This window comes from Nocardia sp. NPDC058058 (genome assembly GCF_042885355.1).
Lineage (GTDB): Bacteria > Actinomycetota > Actinomycetes > Mycobacteriales > Mycobacteriaceae > Nocardia.
The window spans coordinates 809,476-824,760 of sequence record NZ_JBHVSA010000002.1 but is presented as its reverse complement, the minus strand read 5'-3'; the positions used below and the strand labels follow the sequence as shown (position 1 = coordinate 824,760).

Genomic DNA, 15,285 nt, shown 5'->3' with positions numbered 1-15,285 from the left:
ATTAGCGCGCGGCGGCGGGCTGCTTGAGGGCGGTCATGGCGATGATGTCACGCTGCACCTCGTTGGTGCCGCCGCCGAAGGTCAGGATCAGGCAGGCGCGGTGCATGCGCTCCAGGCGTCCGCGCAGCTGCGATCCGGCGGAGTCCTGACGCAGGTAGGCTTGCGGGCCGAGGATTTCCATCAGCGCGCGGTAGGCCTCGGTGGCCAGTTCGGTGCCGTACACCTTGGTCGCGGAGGCGTCCCACGGCCGCGGTGCGGCATCGCCGCCCTGGTCGGCGCGCGAGGCGATCTCCCAGTTGGTGAGCTTGAGGTATTCCACCTTGGAGTGGATGCGCGCCAGCGCGATCTGCACCCATTCCTGGTCGATGACGCGGGAACCGTTGGCGGTCTTGGTATTCCGCGCCCATTCCAGGGTCTGCGCGACGGCCAGCGCCAACGGCGCGGCGGAGGTCAGCGCGACGCGCTCGTGATTGAGCTGGTTGGTGACCAGTGACCAGCCGCCGTTCTCCGGCCCCACCATGTCGGAATGCTTGATCCGCACATCCTGGTAGTAGGTGGCGGAGGTGTCCGGTCCGGCCATGGTGTGCACCGGCGTCCAGGAGAAGCCTTCAGCATCGGTCGGCATGATGAACATCGAAATGCCCTTGTGCTTCTTGGCATTCGGATCGGTGCGGGCCGCGAGCCAGACGTAGTCGGCATACGCGATGAGCGAGGTCCACATCTTCTGTCCGTTGACGATCCACTCGTCACCGTCGCGCACCGCGGAGGTGCGCAGCGACGCGAGGTCGGTGCCCGCACCCGGCTCGGAGTAGCCGATGGCGAAGTGCAGCTGTCCGGCGGCGATCTTGGGCAGGAAGAACTTCTTCTGCTCCTCGGTGCCGTAATGCATGATGGTCGGCGCGACGGAGTTGATGGTCAGGAACGGCACCGGGGCGCCCGCGATGGCGGCCTCATCGGTGAAGATCAGTTGATCCATGGTGGAGCGGTCCTGGCCGCCGTACTGCTTGGGCCAGCCCAGGGCGAGCCAGCCGTCGCGGCCCATCTCCTCGACGACCTCGCGGTAGACATTGCCCTCGCCGTACTCGCCGGTCGTGGCCGACAGCGCCGCGCGGCGTTCGGGAGTGATCAAACGGGCGAAATACTCACGCAGTTCAGCGCGCAGCTGTTCCTGTTGCGGCGTGTATGCGATCCGCATAGCGATACCTCTAGCTTCGTTTCCGGGTTGAGCCGATCATTGCACAGCAGGTGAAACATGTTCCAGTATTAGGTCGTGTAAGGACGCACTTCCTACCCCAGCCGGGGTGGGGGTTGTTAGGCTCGGCGCACTGTTTTGGCAAAGGAGTTGGCTATGAAGGTCACTGTTGATCTCGACCAGTGCGAGGCGAACGGTATCTGTGTCGGAATCGCCCCCGACGTCTTTGAACTCGATGATGACGACGTTCTGCACATCGTCGGCGCGGAGGTTCCGGCCGGTGATGAGGAAGATGTGCGCACCGCGGTCGCGCAGTGCCCCAAGGCCGCGCTGAAGCTGCTCTGAACCCAGCCTTGCTCGCCGGGTGTAACACGTTCTAGAGTCGGCCCGGTGAGCGAAACTGATGTGAACCTTGCCGGCCGAGTGGCCATCGTCACCGGCGCGGGCGCCGGGCTGGGCCGGGCCGAAGCCTTGGAGCTGGCCCGGGCCGGCGCGTCGGTCATAGTGAACGACCTTGCCGAAAACGACGCGGTCAGCGCAACCCTCGCGGACATTCGCGCACTCGGCGCCAAGGCCGAATTCGTGGCCGGCAGCATTGCCGAATCGGCCACCGCCGATGCCTTGATCAGCACCGCCGAGCAGACCTTCGGCGGCCTGGACATCGTGGTGAACAATGCCGGGATCACCCGGGACAAGATGCTTTTCAACATGTCCGACGCGGATTTCGACGCGGTCGTCGCGGTTCATCTGCGCGGGCATTTCCTTTTGACCCGTAATGCGGGCGCGTACTGGCGGGCCAAGTCCAAGGAGGCGGGTGCGCCGGTCTACGGCAGCATCATCAACACCTCGTCGGAGGCCGGTCTGCTCGGTCCCGCCGGACAGGCCAATTACGGTGCGGCCAAAGCGGGTATCACCGCGCTGACGCTGTCGGCCTCGCGAGCGCTCGCCAATTTCGGTGTGCGCGCCAATGCGATCGCCCCTCGTGCGCGCACCTCCATGACGGAGAACGTCTTCTCGGCCGCGCCCGAAGAGGGTCCGGATCCGCTCTCGCCCGATCATGTGGCCCGCCTGGTGGCCTACCTGGCCTCGCCCGCGGCCGCCGCGATCAGCGGTCAGCTGTTCGTCGTCTACGGCCCGATGGTGGCGCTGATGGCGGCTCCCATTGTGGAACAGCGTTTCGACGCCGAGGGCGAATGGACCCGCGAGGGCCTGGCGGCGACACTTGGCGGCTATTTTGCCGAACGTCCCTCGGGCGCCACGTTTTCCGCGTCGGCGCTGATGGATCTCGGTTAGTCCACCCTTTGTACCGGTAGCGGGGGGTTTCTCCCCCCGTTTCCAGGTTGATCACGCGATCGATCGTTGGTAGGAATGGGAATCAACTATGTGTGGCGCCTCACAAAGGTTCCACGTTCATGATGGTAGACCTGGGGTGAACATGTTCTCGGAACTGGACATCAGTTCAGAAAGACTCCCAGTTCAAAACCGTCGAAACCTTCCGAAGCCGTACTGGAACGTGTTCTAATCTTCGGACGGGACCGAGATCACATTCAGATCTCGGAAGCTATAGCTAGGCAGGGGCAGGAGGAATCGCGGGAATGAATGATGTCCTCGCCGTACCGTTACGGGCGGTCGGAGGGTTCTTCGAACTCGCCGGCGCTGTCGCCCGCGCTGTGGTGCGGCCACCGTTTCAGCGACGGGAATTCATCGACCAGTCCTGGTTCGTCGCCAGGGTTTCCATCGTCCCGACCCTATTGGTCGCAATTCCGTTCACCGTCCTGGTGAGCTTCACGCTGAACATTCTGCTCCGCGAGATCGGCGCGGCCGACCTTTCCGGGGCGGGCGCGGCATTCGGCACCATCACCCAGGTCGGCCCCATGGTCACCGTGCTCATCGTGGCCGGTGCGGGCGCGACCGCCATCTGCGCGGATCTGGGCGCGCGCACCATTCGCGAAGAGATCGACGCGATGAAGGTGCTCGGCATCGATCCGATCCAGCGCCTGGTCGTCCCGCGCGTGCTGGCATCGATGTTCGTGGCGTTCCTGCTCAACGGCCTGGTCTCCACCATCGGGATCCTGGGCGGTTTTCTCTTCTCGGTCTTCCTGCAGGGTGTCAACCCGGGCGCGTTCGTCAACGGCCTGACGCTGCTGACGCATCTGCCCGAGCTCGTCATCTCCGAAGTCAAGGCCACGCTGTTCGGCCTCGTCGCCGGATTGGTCGCCTGCTACCTGGGTCTGAACGTCAAGGGCGGCCCCAAATCCGTCGGCGACGCCGTGAACCAGACCGTCGTTTTCGCCTTCATGGCGCTGTTCGTTATCAACGTGGTCGTAACCGCCGTTGGCATCAAGTTCACGGCGCGGTGATCAGATGGCGTTCGTGATCCAATCTCGTTTTCCGAAGGTATCCAAACGCTTTCGGCGCTTTACCGAGGGACTCGACTCGGTCGGTAAGCATGCGGTGTTCTACGGGCGGTCCATCGCGTCCGTTCCGAAGGCACTGATCCACTACCGCACCGAGACCATTCGCCTGATCGCCGAGATCTCCATGGGCACAGGCGCTTTGGCCGTTATCGGCGGCACCGTCGTGATCGTCGGCTTCCTCACCCTGGCCGCCGGTGGCACCATCGCCGTGCAGGGCTACAGCTCGCTCGGCAATATCGGCGTCGAGGCGCTGACCGGCTTCTTCTCCGCCTTCATCAACGTTCGTATTGCGGCGCCGGTGATTTCGGGCATCGGCCTGGCGGCGACACTGGGCGCGGGCACCACCGCGCAGCTGGGCGCCATGCGCGTCTCGGAGGAGATCGATGCCCTGGAGGTGATGGCCATCCGGCCGGTCCCCTTCCTGGTGGGCACCCGGATTCTGGCGGGCATCATCGCGATCATCCCGCTGTACTCGCTGGCGGTCATCGCCTCGTTCATCGCGAGTCGCTTTGCGACCGTGGTGATCTACGGCCAGTCGGCCGGTGTGTACGACCATTACTTCTCGACCTTCCTGATTCCCAGTGACATCCTCTGGTCGTTCGCGCAGGCGATCTTCATGGCCATGGCCGTCATGCTGATCCACACCTACTACGGCTATCACGCCGCGGGCGGTCCGGTCGGCGTCGGTGTCGCGGTGGGTAATGCGGTGCGGGCCTCGCTGATCGCGGTGGTTATGGTGACACTGCTGATCTCCCTTGCCATTTACGGCACCACCGGCAACTTCCATCTCTCCGGGTAGGGCGGACATGGCGCAAACACTGGACCCGGTAGCGAGCCCGATCGGCTCGCCGTTCGTCCAAAAACCAACATCCACACGGTATTCCGAACAGGGCTGGTTCATCCGCCTGTGCGGCGCCGGAATGGTGCTGACCATCGTCGCCGTCGTGGTGATCTGCCTGGTCAGCTTCGCGGGCGGCTTCCAGGACACCGTGAAGGTGACCGTCGCCGCGCCGCGCAGCGGCCTGGTGCTCGATACCGACGCCAAGGTGAAGCTCCGCGGTGTGGAAATCGGCCGGGTGGAAGGCGTGACCAATACCGCCGACGGCGCGAATATCCAACTCGCCATCGATCCGGATAAATTGAAAATGGTGCCGTCCAATGCCGTGGTGGACATTCGTTCCACCACCGTGTTCGGCGCGAAATACATCAATTTCGAAGAGCCGCAGCAGCCTTCGGGTGAATCATTGCGTCCGGGTGCGGTCGTGCACGCCGGTGCGGTCACCGTGGAATTCAATACGCTGTTCCAGCATCTCAACCAGGTACTGGACAAGGTCGCGCCGGAGAAACTGAACGCGACGCTGACCGCGCTGGGCACCGCCCTGCAGGGTCGCGGCGACAAGCTGGGGCAGTTGCTGGTGAACAGCGACGACATGCTCAAGGAAATCAATCCGAGCCTGCCCGATCTACAACGCGACCTGGCGACCTCGGTCGGGGTCACCAATCTGTACGCCGATACCGCGCCGGATCTGTTGCGCACCACCGGCAATATGACCGTCACGGGCAAGACCATCGTCGACGAGACGAGCAATTTCGACGCGGTGCTGTTGAACCTCATCGGTTTGGCCGACACCACCGGCGGCGTGCTCGGCCAGAACGAGCGCTCGCTCATCGACTCGCTGAACCTGTTGCGCCCCACCACCGATCTGCTGCACGAGTACAAGTCGGCGCTGTACTGCCTGGTCGTCGGCTCGGCCGATGCCCTGCCCGTCGGCAATCGCATTTTCGGCGGTGACGGCCCGTACGTGACGCTGAACGCGAGCTTCATGCCCGGCGGCACCCCGTACGAGTACCCGAAGGATCTGCCGAAGGTGAACGCCACCGGTGGCCCGCACTGCGAGAACATTCTCGATCGGGTGCCGGGCAGCCACTCCAACTATCTCGTCACCGACACCACCGAGGGCGAGGTGTGGACCCCGCCGACCTCCACCTACCTCAACGGCCCCAGGGTGTTCCAACTCCTGTTCGCCGGACTTCCGGGGGTGCCCAACCCATGAGCATCAAACCGCATGCGAGCTCCGTGAAACTGGGGATCTTCACCCTGGTCATGGTGCTGGTCCTGGCCGGGCTGGGGGTCATCTTCAGCCAGATGCGCTTCTCGCGCTCGACCGGATACCACGCGATCTTCACCAGTTCGTCCGGCGTGCTGCCGGGTTCGAAGGTGCGCATCGCCGGTGTGCCGGTGGGTTCGGTGTCGCGGGTGACCGTCGGCAAGGATCATCTGGCGCACGTCGACTTCGATATCGACAACCAGTACCACGTGTATTCCGGCACCCAGGCCGCGATCCGCTACGAGAACCTCGTCGGTGACCGCTACCTGGAACTGATGGAGGGCCCCGGCACCGCGCAGCCGCTGCGCAAGGGCGCCACCATCGGTGTCGAGCACACCAAGCCCGCACTGGATCTGGATATGTTGCTCGGCGGCTTCAAACCGCTGCTGCGCGGCCTGAATCCGCAGCAGGTGAACGATCTGACCGGTGCGCTGCTGCAGGTGTTCCAGGGCCAGGGCGGCACGCTGGTATCGCTGCTGAACAGCGGTGGCTCCTTCGCCAAGACGCTGGCGGACCGCGACGCGTTGATCGGCAGTGTCATCGAGAACCTGAAGACGGTGCTGGCCACCATCGATGACAAGGACAAGGACTTCGGCACCACGCTGAACGAATTGCAGCGCCTGATCAGCGGTTTGGCCGCGGACAAGGATCCGATCGGCGACGCGCTGCCCCGATTGGCCGGGGCCACCGGTGATCTCACCGAGCTGCTGCAGGTGGTGCGGCCGGATCTGAAGGCGAATGTGTCGGAGCTGGGCCGGTTGTCGGCGAATCTCGACGCCAACGAGGACCAGGTTCAGTTCGTCATGAACCTGTTGCCCGAGACGTACAAGAAGCTGATTCGAATCGGTTCCTACGGTTCGTTCCTGAATATGTACATCTGCGGCGCGAACTTCCTCATCGACGCACCGGACGGCGGGACCCAGCTGCTCAAGATGCCGGGTATGCAGACCACCGGAAGGTGTGCCAGCTGATGGATCAAGAACGTTCCCCGCTGATCAATATCGGCGTCGTCGGCATCGTGCTCGCGGTGACGGTATGCCTGTCGTCATTGCAGTTCGACCGACTGCCGTTCGTGCGGTCCGGCGCCGACTACAACGCCTACTTCGCCGATGCCGGCGGACTGCTGCCGGGAGATCCGGTGCAGGTCGCGGGCGTGCGCTCGGGCCGGGTCGACAAGGTGTCGCTGGACGGGGCGAAGGTCAAGGTGCATTTCACGCTCGATGAATCGATCGTGCTCGGCACCAAATCGTCGGCCGCCATCAAGACCAATACGATGCTGGGCCGCAAATCGCTCGAGGTGACCCCCGCGGGTGACGGTGTCATCAAGGCGGACAATCCGATTCCGCTGGAGCGCACCACGTCCCCGTACTCGCTCAATGACGCGCTCGGCGATCTGGCCACCACGGTGCAGGGCCTGGACACCGATCAGGTGAACAAGACCCTGGACACGCTCTCGGAGGCGTTCACCGATACGCCCGCACCGCTGCGGTCCGCGCTGGACGGCGTCACCGCGCTCTCGCGCAGCCTGAACGCCCGGGACAAGGCGCTGACCGAACTGCTCTCGCACGCCCAGGGCGTCACCAAGGTGCTCGGAGACCGTGCCGGACAGCTCAATACGCTGCTGCTCGACGGCAACAGCCTGCTCGGCGAGCTCAACAATCGCCGGACCGCGCTGAGCCAGCTGATCGTGTACGTCAACGGTCTGGCCCAGCAGCTTTCGGGCTTCGTCACCGATAACGAAGCCCAGATGAAGCCGACTCTGGACAAACTGAATTCGGTGCTGGCGCTGTTGCAGAAGAACAAGGACAACATCGGCAAGGCGCTCGATGAACTCGGCCCGTTCGAGGCCGCGCTCGGTGAGCAGGTCGGCAGTGGCCCGTACTTCCAGTCCTATGTGTCCAATGTGGAGAGCAAGCCGATCCGTGCGCTGATCGACGCGATGGTGTGGCCGGACCATCTGCCCGAGTCGTTGCAGAGCTACCTCGACGGTGGCATCTCGCTGGTGCCGACACCGAAGGAGCCGCCGAAGTGAACGCGATTCGCAAACTGCCGAACTGGACGCGGTTCGTCGCCGCCGGTGTGGTGCTGGTCCTGGTGGGCTGGCTGGTCTACGGGTTCGTGGCCGATATCGGCAAGAAGCACATCACCGCGTACTTCCCCGCCACCAACGGGTTGTACGTCGGCGATGAGGTCCGGGTGCTCGGTGTGAAGGTCGGCAAGATCGACTCCATCGAACCGGGCAAGGATCGGGTGACCGCCAAGATCACCGTCGATCGGGGCATCGATATCCCGGCCGACGCCAAGGCCGTCATCATCTCGCCCTCGCTGGTCTCGGCACGTTTCGTTCAGCTCGCGCCCGCCTACACCGGCGGCGCGAAAATGGCTGACGGAGCATCGATTCCGGTCGAGCGCACTGCGGTTCCGGTGGAATGGGACGACATCAAGTCCGAGCTGACCAAACTGTCCGTCGCCCTCGGACCGGTCGGTGAGGACAAGCAGGGTTCCTTCGGCCGGGCCATCGACACCGCCGCGGCGAACCTCGGCAACGGCAATGCGCAGGCGTTCCGGGACACCCTCAAGGAGCTGTCCAGCACGCTGAATACGTTGTCGGACGGTCGAACCGATCTCTTCGGGACGATTCGCAATCTGCAGCAGCTGGTCGATGTGCTGTCCAAGTCCAACGATCAGATCGTGCAGTTCGGCGGCCGGTTGGCCTCGGTCTCCTCGGTGCTGGCGAATGTATCCGGCGATCTCGGTGCGGGACTGGACAATCTGGATACCGCGGTCGTCGATGTGAAGCGCTTCCTGGACGAGCACGGCGGCGGGCTCACCGAAAGCGTGCAGCGCCTCGCGGACGCCACCCAGGTGCTCGCCGACAAGAAGGATGACCTGGAGAAGATCATGCACTCCGGGCCGACCGCGCTGGTGAACTTCTACCAGCTGTACAAGCCGGCCCAGGGCACCCTGACGGGTGCGGTCTCCGCACCGAACTTCGCCAATCCGGTCCAATTCCTGTGCGGTATCGCCGAATCCATGGATGAGCTCGATTCGCAGAAGAGCACGGATCTGTGCAAGCAGTATCTGGGCCCGGTACTGAACTCGCTGATCATGAATTACCCGCCGCTGCTGCTCAATCCGGCGACCCTGCAGAACGCCTTCCCCAACCAGCTCACCTACAGCACCCCGGATCTGGCGGGCCAGGGCGGCGGCACTCCCGCGGCCGACGCGCCCAAGAACCTCACCGATCTGATGCTGCCCGGAGGAGGACGATGATGTATCGCCGACGGATTCGTATCGCCGGCGTCGCGGTCGGCCTGGTCGCACTGCTCGGCGCGAGCGGCTGTGAATGGGACGGGCTGAACTCGGTGTCCATGCCCGGCGCGCAGGGTACCGGTGAAGGCGCCTGGAAAGTGCGCATTCAAATGCCGAATGTCACCATGCTGACCCGCAATTCGCCGGTCAAGGTGAACGACGTGCCGGTCGGCACGGTCACCGATATCAAGGTCGAGGGCTGGCACGCGCTGGTCACGGTCGGCCTCGACAAGGGCGTGCAGCTGCCCGCCAACGCCATCGCGCGCATCGGGCAGACCAGTCTGCTCGGCAGTAATCACCTGGAGCTCGCCCCGCCGAAAGATGTTCCGGCGCAGGGGGAGCTGAAGGACGGGGATCTCATTCCGCTGGACCGAGCGGGGGCCTACCCGACCACCGAGCAGACGCTGTCGGCGCTGTCGGTGGTGCTCAACGGCGGCGGTATCTCCCAGGTGGAGACCATTACCCATGAGCTGAACGCCACCTTTACCGGCCGCACCGATGCCATCCGGGATCTGCTGCCGCAGTTGAATCAATTGACCACCAACCTCGACAAGCAGACCGGTGACATCATCGCCGCGATGGGCGGGCTGGACCGGTTCGCCGGGGTGCTGTCCAATCAGAAGGATCAGCTCGCCAGCGCCATCACCGAGATCCACCCGGCTCTGACCGTGCTGGCGGATCGTCGCGAGAACATCACCAAAACCCTTACGGCGCTTGGTGGTCTGAGCGATATCGTGCAGCGGATCATCGACGGCGGCGGCGACAGCCTGAAGGCCGACCTCGCCAACCTCGCACCGGTGCTGCAGACGCTGGCCGATACCGGCGATAAGCTCGCCACCTCGCTGGAATGGCTGCTCACCTTCCCGTTCCCGATCCGGAATATCGACAAGGTGATCAAGGGTGACTACATGAACCTGGTGATCACCGCGGATATCACCAAGGCTCGGCTGGATTCCAACTTCCTCACCGGCTCACCGCTGGGCGGGGCGTTCGGCGGCGCGCAGGCGACGCTCGGCGTCGGTGTGCCGCCCACCGCGATGGGCAAGGGTGATCCGATGACCGATCCGCTGAACCCACAACCGGCCGCGCCGGTGCCGAGTATCGCTGGGCTGCCGCCCATTCCGGGCTTGCCCGCGATTCCCGGTTTGACGGTGCCCAGTACGCAGGAAGGCGGGGGCCGGTGAAGCTCACCAAGTTCGTCAAGGTTCAGCTGTCCATCTTCTCGGTGCTGACGGTCATCGGCCTGGTGGTCATGGCGGGCAGCTATGTGCACCTGCCCGCCATGTTCGGCATCGGAAGATACGCCGTCACAGTCAAATTGGCGGCCACGGGCGGTCTCTACCAGACCGGCAACGTGTCCTATCGCGGTACGAACGTCGGCAAGGTGGAGTCGGTGAACCTGACCCCGCAGGGGGTCGACGCCAAGCTGTCCATCAACAGCGACTACAAGATTCCGGCCGATGTCACCGCCTATGTGAAGAGCGTGTCGGCGATCGGTGAGCAGTACGTCGATCTGGTGCCGTCCGATGCGCCCAAAGGTGGGAATCTGCACGATGGTTCGGTGATTCCGGTCGAGCAGACCAAACTGCCGCAGGATGTGGGCAGCATGCTCGATCAGGCGGATCGGCTGCTGAACTCGGTCGCGGACACCAAGCTGCAAGAGGTCATCAACGCCGCGTTCACCGCCTTCAACGGTGCGGGACCGGATCTGCAGCGCTTCATCGATTCGGCGTCACTGCTCGTGCAGGAAGCCAAGGACAACACCGGGCAAACCAAGGATCTGCTGGAGAAGCTGGGTCCGCTGCTGGACACCCAGGTTCAGTCCGATGACTCCATCCGGAGCTGGACCAAGGATCTGGCCACCCTCACCGACCAACTGCGCCAGCATGATCCGGCGCTGCGCTCGGTGCTGCAGCACACGCCGTCGGCCGCGCAGAAGGCCAACCAGACCTTCCAGGATCTACAGCCGACCCTGCCGCTGCTGCTGGCGAACATGGTCACCGTCGGACAGGTCGGTGTCACCTATCACGCCGGTATCGAACAGATTCTGGTCGTCTACCCGCCGCTGCTCTCGGCGCTGCTGACCGCGATCCGCGGGCCGACCCAATATGGCGCTATGGTCGACTTCATGCTCGGCCTCAATGATCCCCCGGGATGCACCACCGGCTTCCTGTCACCGGATCAGCGCAGGTCACCGGCGGATACATCCAAGATCGACACCCCGGACAACATGTACTGCAAGGTGGCGCAGAACGCCCGCGAGGCAGTACGCGGCATCCGCAACACACCCTGTGCGGAGTTCCCGGGCAAGCGCGCTCCGAGCCCGGAGCTGTGCCGCGACCCGAACGGCTACCAGCCCCTCGGCGATAACCCGCCCTTCGGCGCGCCGAACCCGGTGGACAACAGCGGGCGACCGCTCAACAACCTGTTGGGCAACCAGCCGTCCGCCTTCATAACCCATAGTGACCAGGGCTCCGGGACGTTCCTCGGACCCGACGGCCGGACCTACCGGCGGGGGGATATCGGCGCTGACGGCTCCAGTACAGTGCCCTCAAGTTGGCAGCAGATGCTCGAGGAGCAACAACGATGAGCAATACCACGGCAACCAGCGGCCGTTCGCGGCGGCGGGCCATGCGACAGGCGGGTCCGCCTGTCGAGGACGGCCAGCCGGCCACGACGGAAACCTCCATTTCGGCCCCGGCGAAACCCGCCGGACCGAGCCCGCTCGCGAAGGCCGAACCGGCGGTGCCGGTTACGGCCGAACCGGGCGCGGCGGAGGCCGCTGTTGCCGTGGATACCGCGGTCGCAGCGGACTCCGCGGTCGCGGCGAAGTCGGAGCCGGTCGTGTTCGCGAAGGCGGACTCGGCCCCGGCGGCCGATGCCGATGTGCGCGCCGAGGCGAGCGATCAGGAATCGGAACCGAAGGCCCGCAGCCGGTTTCGCTCCCTCGATCGCCTGACTCTGGCCGCCGCGGCGGTCGCGATCATCTCCGCGCTCCTGCTGGCCGGATCCGGTGGCGTTTTCTTCTATCACAAGCATCAGGCCAATGCCCTGCATGAACGCCGCGCCGAATACATCCAGGTCGCTCGGCAGGCCGTGATCAACCTGTCCACCATCAAGGACGGCACGGCCGATCAGGACATCGACCGTATTCTCTCGGTGGTCTCCGGTGACCTCAAGGCCGAGTACGCGCAGAACCGGGATCTGTACAAGCAGATCTTCCAGCAGATCAAGGTGCAGTCCAATGGCACCGTGCTCGCCGCCGCCATCGAGGACGAGGGTCCGGATTCGGCGCACGTGCTGGTGCTCGGACAGCAGACGGTCACCAACGCGGCCAGCAATCAGCCGCAACTGAAGGACTACCGCTTCCGGGTGACCGTGAAGAAGGACGGGAACGGCACCGTGACCGCCTCGAAACTGGAGTTCGTGGCATGAAATTCGATAGGCGCACCATCCTCATAGCCGCCGCCGCGATCCTGTTCGTCGCCGCCGCGGTCGTCGGCTCGCTGACCGGTTACGGCTACTGGTCCGATGTGCAGGCCGAGAAGGCCCGCACCGACGCCGTTGCCGCCGCCCGGCACACCGTTGAGACGATGTCCTCCTACCAGTTCGAGAACATCGACACCGAAATGCCCAAGGCCGCCGACAATATGGACGGCGACCTGCGCGACACCTACCTGAAGTTGATCGCGCAGACGGTCATCCCGACCGCCAAGGAGAAGAAGATCAACGTCCAGGCCACGGTGCAGGCCTCCGGGGTCATCTCCACCACCCGCGACAGCGCCACCGTCCTGGTCTTCATGAATTCGGTGACCACCAGCGAAAGCCTGCCGCAGGGCACCATCACCTCGTCGCGCCTGCGCGTCGACCTGACCAAGCACGGCTCACATTGGCTGGCAACGGAAGTCAAGCCGGTCTAGTTCGTCCGCATCACGTCATCTCCTCCGGGGCGCTGCGATTCGCAGTGCCCCGGAGTTGTCTTTTTTGCGACATACGTTGTGTCGCAACAGAATTCGCGAGACATCTGAACGAGAACTTGTTACAGTAAATCCATCGTGGAGGGGAGCCACATGGACTACGACGTAGTGATCGTAGGGGCGGGACCTGCTGGATGTGCGGCCGCAATTCAATTGGGGCGCAGCGGATTTCGTGTCGCAATTTTGGAAAAGCACCGTGGTGCAAGGGAGTATAAACGCCTGTGCACGCACTCTATTCGATCCAGTGCCGTACCCGCGCTGACGCGACTCGGGCTGCGGGATCGGCTGATCGAGGCGGGCGCGGTGCCCGTCATCGACAATCATTGGACCCGATTCGGCTGGCTGGCCGATCCGGGCGGTGCGGACCGGCCGCCGCACGGCTACAACATTCGCCGGGAGACCCTCGACCCGATAGTCCGCGAACGCGCGGCCGAGACGCCGGGCGTGGATTTGCTACTCGGCGCGAAGGCGGTTGAGCTCACCTGCTCGGATGATGGTCGGGTCAACGGCGTGAGATTCTCCGATAATGGTGTGTCACAACACTATTCGTGCAGAGTTGTGATCGGTGCGGACGGCCGCGCATCCCGCGTCGCGGAACTCGGCGGCCTGGACGCCACACTCTCACCGAATCGCCGCTTCATCTATTGGGCGTACTTCATCGGTGTGCCGATCCCGCCGGGCCGCGAACTGCGCACCTGGTTGCTCGAGCCGGATGTCCTGTCCGTCACGCTCAATGACGGCGGTGTGGTCGGGGTCGGCGGCTTGTTCGACAAGGACCGGCTGGAGCTGTTCGACCAGGATCGGGCCGGGGCGCTGCTTCGCATGTTCGAGGGTGTTCCGGACGCACCGGATTTCTCCGCGGCGACCCGGATCAGCGAGGTGATCGGCGCCCGCGACTATCCGAGCATCACGCGCGCTCGAATCGCCGCTCCCGGTGTGGTTCTCATCGGGGATGCCGCCATGGTCACCGATCCGCTGGTGGGGACGGGCTGCGGGTGGGCATTCCAATCCGCGGAGTGGTTGTGCGATGCCATCACCGCACCGCTGCGCCGCGGGGACGATCGGGCGCTGGACGCCGCACTGCGGGGATATCAGCGAAAACACAAGGTGCGGTTGCTTTTTCATCAGCACGCCGCCATCGACTTCAGTCGCCGGCGCGAATTCTTCTGGCTGCTCGCACTCTTCTACGCCGCGGCGACCGCCGATCAGGAGGTCGCCGAGCGCTTCTTCGCGGTCGGCACCCGCAATCGCTCACCACTGGCTCTGCTCACGCCGGCGATGCTGTTCCGGGTCGCCATGATTCGACTACGTCATCTCGGGGGACGACATGATCACCACATCGGGGCGCGGGCACTGCACGCGCACGGCTGATCCGGGCGGCTGGAGCGCCGCCGACATTCCAGACCTGTCGGGCCGCACCTTCGTCGTCACCGGCGGCAACGGTGGCATCGGGGCGGCCACCACGACCGCGCTGATATCGCATGGGGCACAGGTGATCATCGCCTGTCGCGATACCGGCAAGGCCGATGCGCTGGCCCGGACGCTGGGTGCGCTGGCCCGGGTGCGGCGGCTGGATCTGGCCGATCTGGCATCGGTGCGCGCATTCGTCGACGATTGCGGACCGGTCGATACGGTCATCGCCAATGCCGGGATATCGACCGTGCCCAAGCGGCTCACCGCGACCGGTATCGAATCGCATTTCGCGACCAACCATCTCGGGCATTTCGCGCTGATCACCGGGTTGCTCGACCGGATCGCCGATCGAGTGGTCGTGGTATCCAGCATGACCTATCGGTTCACCGGACTGCTGCACCTGGGCGGACTCGATGTCGATGATCCGGGTTTCAGCGCCCGGCGGTATTCGCCGTTCGGGGCCTACTGTCAGTCCAAGCTGGCGAATCTGCTGTTCGCGCATGAATTGCGGCGGCGGCTGGCGGCGGCGAGCTCGCCCGTGCGGGTGATCGCCGTGCATCCCGGGATCTGTACGACAACGGTCGGCATGCATACCGGAACCCGGTCCGGCGATCTCGCCTGGGATCTGATCACTCGGGTCGTCGGGCAGTCTCCGGAGATGGGTGCACTGCCCGCGCTGTTCGGTGCGACGGCGCTCGACCTGCCCGGCGGGGCGTTCGTCGTACCCGGCGGGCCATTGGGGGTGCGCGGCCATCCGGTGGTTTCCCGGACCGCCGCCACCGCCCGGAACGATGAACTGGCACAACAACTATGGCGGCGATCAGTGGAGCTGGTCGACTTCGCCCACGCGGCTGAACCAGCGTAGG

The 15,285-nt window shown here is 64.5% G+C and carries 15 protein-coding genes; 14 read left to right on the top strand and 1 reads right to left on the bottom strand.

What is annotated here, in order from left to right:
• Position 1: 1 nt before the first annotated feature.
• Positions 2–1,195 carry an acyl-CoA dehydrogenase family protein gene (locus ACFVUS_RS18460; protein ID WP_387767314.1) on the bottom strand — a complete coding sequence of 398 codons (1,194 nt, stop codon included), beginning with the start codon at positions 1,193–1,195 and terminating at the stop codon, positions 2–4.
• A gap of 153 nt (positions 1,196–1,348) precedes the next feature.
• On the opposite strand from ACFVUS_RS18460, the gene ACFVUS_RS18455 reads away from it, so the two are divergent.
• The 14 genes from ACFVUS_RS18455 to ACFVUS_RS18390 all read left to right on the top strand — a co-directional run bounded on the left by ACFVUS_RS18455 (position 1,349) and on the right by ACFVUS_RS18390 (position 15,284).
• On the top strand, positions 1,349–1,537 hold the full coding sequence (locus ACFVUS_RS18455) for a ferredoxin (protein ID WP_364637862.1): 189 nt from the start codon (positions 1,349–1,351) through the stop codon (positions 1,535–1,537).
• Positions 1,538–1,582: 45 nt separating this feature from the next.
• Positions 1,583–2,485, top strand: coding sequence for a 3-oxoacyl-ACP reductase (locus tag ACFVUS_RS18450; protein ID WP_387767309.1), 903 nt, complete (start codon positions 1,583–1,585; stop codon positions 2,483–2,485).
• A gap of 302 nt (positions 2,486–2,787) precedes the next feature.
• Positions 2,788–3,552, top strand: a complete 765-nt coding sequence (locus ACFVUS_RS18445) for an MlaE family ABC transporter permease (RefSeq protein WP_375962558.1) — start codon at positions 2,788–2,790, stop codon at positions 3,550–3,552.
• Between the two features lie 4 nt (positions 3,553–3,556).
• A complete protein-coding gene (locus ACFVUS_RS18440) occupies positions 3,557–4,408 on the top strand; it encodes an MlaE family ABC transporter permease (protein ID WP_387767305.1) in 852 nt (283 codons plus the stop codon).
• A 121-nt stretch (positions 4,409–4,529) separates the two neighbouring features.
• Positions 4,530–5,663 carry an MCE family protein gene (locus tag ACFVUS_RS18435; protein WP_387769964.1) on the top strand — a complete coding sequence of 378 codons (1,134 nt, stop codon included), beginning with the start codon at positions 4,530–4,532 and terminating at the stop codon, positions 5,661–5,663.
• Positions 5,660–6,688, top strand: coding sequence for an MCE family protein (locus ACFVUS_RS18430; protein ID WP_387767302.1), 1,029 nt, complete (start codon positions 5,660–5,662; stop codon positions 6,686–6,688). The genes ACFVUS_RS18435 and ACFVUS_RS18430 overlap by 4 nt, the downstream gene beginning before the upstream one ends.
• A complete protein-coding gene (locus ACFVUS_RS18425; RefSeq protein ID WP_387767299.1) occupies positions 6,688–7,749 on the top strand; it encodes an MCE family protein in 1,062 nt (353 codons plus the stop codon). Before ACFVUS_RS18430 ends, ACFVUS_RS18425 begins: the two co-directional genes overlap by 1 nt.
• Positions 7,746–8,990 (top strand): MCE family protein, encoded by a 1,245-nt coding sequence (locus ACFVUS_RS18420; protein ID WP_387767296.1) that lies wholly within the window; start codon positions 7,746–7,748, stop codon positions 8,988–8,990. The genes ACFVUS_RS18425 and ACFVUS_RS18420 overlap by 4 nt, the downstream gene beginning before the upstream one ends.
• Positions 8,987–10,213: an MCE family protein gene (locus ACFVUS_RS18415; protein ID WP_387767293.1), complete on the top strand. Its 1,227-nt coding sequence runs from the start codon at positions 8,987–8,989 to the stop codon at positions 10,211–10,213. The genes ACFVUS_RS18420 and ACFVUS_RS18415 overlap by 4 nt, the downstream gene beginning before the upstream one ends.
• Positions 10,210–11,619 carry an MCE family protein gene (locus tag ACFVUS_RS18410; protein WP_387767290.1) on the top strand — a complete coding sequence of 470 codons (1,410 nt, stop codon included), beginning with the start codon at positions 10,210–10,212 and terminating at the stop codon, positions 11,617–11,619. The genes ACFVUS_RS18415 and ACFVUS_RS18410 overlap by 4 nt, the downstream gene beginning before the upstream one ends.
• On the top strand, positions 11,616–12,464 hold the full coding sequence (locus ACFVUS_RS18405) for a hypothetical protein (protein WP_387767287.1): 849 nt from the start codon (positions 11,616–11,618) through the stop codon (positions 12,462–12,464). The genes ACFVUS_RS18410 and ACFVUS_RS18405 overlap by 4 nt, the downstream gene beginning before the upstream one ends.
• A complete protein-coding gene (locus ACFVUS_RS18400; RefSeq protein WP_387767284.1) occupies positions 12,461–12,949 on the top strand; it encodes a h domain protein in 489 nt (162 codons plus the stop codon). Before ACFVUS_RS18405 ends, ACFVUS_RS18400 begins: the two co-directional genes overlap by 4 nt.
• Before the next feature lie 150 nt (positions 12,950–13,099).
• Positions 13,100–14,377, top strand: coding sequence for an NAD(P)/FAD-dependent oxidoreductase (locus ACFVUS_RS18395; RefSeq protein ID WP_387767281.1), 1,278 nt, complete (start codon positions 13,100–13,102; stop codon positions 14,375–14,377).
• The gene (locus ACFVUS_RS18390; protein WP_387767278.1) at positions 14,334–15,284 is read left to right on the top strand and encodes an SDR family NAD(P)-dependent oxidoreductase; all 951 of its coding nucleotides are present in this window, start codon (positions 14,334–14,336) and stop codon (positions 15,282–15,284) included. Before ACFVUS_RS18395 ends, ACFVUS_RS18390 begins: the two co-directional genes overlap by 44 nt.
• Position 15,285 lies beyond the last annotated feature (1 nt).

Coding starts and splice junctions, on each gene's coding strand:
- ACFVUS_RS18430 (WP_387767302.1), top strand. CDS start 5,660: ATGAGCATCAAACCGCATGCGAGCTCCGTGAAACTGGGGATCTTCACC.
- ACFVUS_RS18400 (WP_387767284.1), top strand. CDS start 12,461: ATGAAATTCGATAGGCGCACCATCCTCATAGCCGCCGCCGCGATCCTG.
- ACFVUS_RS18460 (WP_387767314.1), bottom strand. CDS start 1,195: ATGCGGATCGCATACACGCCGCAACAGGAACAGCTGCGCGCTGAACTG.
- ACFVUS_RS18390 (WP_387767278.1), top strand. CDS start 14,334: ATGATCACCACATCGGGGCGCGGGCACTGCACGCGCACGGCTGATCCG.
- ACFVUS_RS18395 (WP_387767281.1), top strand. CDS start 13,100: ATGGACTACGACGTAGTGATCGTAGGGGCGGGACCTGCTGGATGTGCG.
- ACFVUS_RS18435 (WP_387769964.1), top strand. CDS start 4,530: ATGGTGCTGACCATCGTCGCCGTCGTGGTGATCTGCCTGGTCAGCTTC.
- ACFVUS_RS18425 (WP_387767299.1), top strand. CDS start 6,688: ATGGATCAAGAACGTTCCCCGCTGATCAATATCGGCGTCGTCGGCATC.
- ACFVUS_RS18440 (WP_387767305.1), top strand. CDS start 3,557: ATGGCGTTCGTGATCCAATCTCGTTTTCCGAAGGTATCCAAACGCTTT.
- ACFVUS_RS18405 (WP_387767287.1), top strand. CDS start 11,616: ATGAGCAATACCACGGCAACCAGCGGCCGTTCGCGGCGGCGGGCCATG.
- ACFVUS_RS18455 (WP_364637862.1), top strand. CDS start 1,349: ATGAAGGTCACTGTTGATCTCGACCAGTGCGAGGCGAACGGTATCTGT.
- ACFVUS_RS18445 (WP_375962558.1), top strand. CDS start 2,788: ATGAATGATGTCCTCGCCGTACCGTTACGGGCGGTCGGAGGGTTCTTC.
- ACFVUS_RS18415 (WP_387767293.1), top strand. CDS start 8,987: ATGATGTATCGCCGACGGATTCGTATCGCCGGCGTCGCGGTCGGCCTG.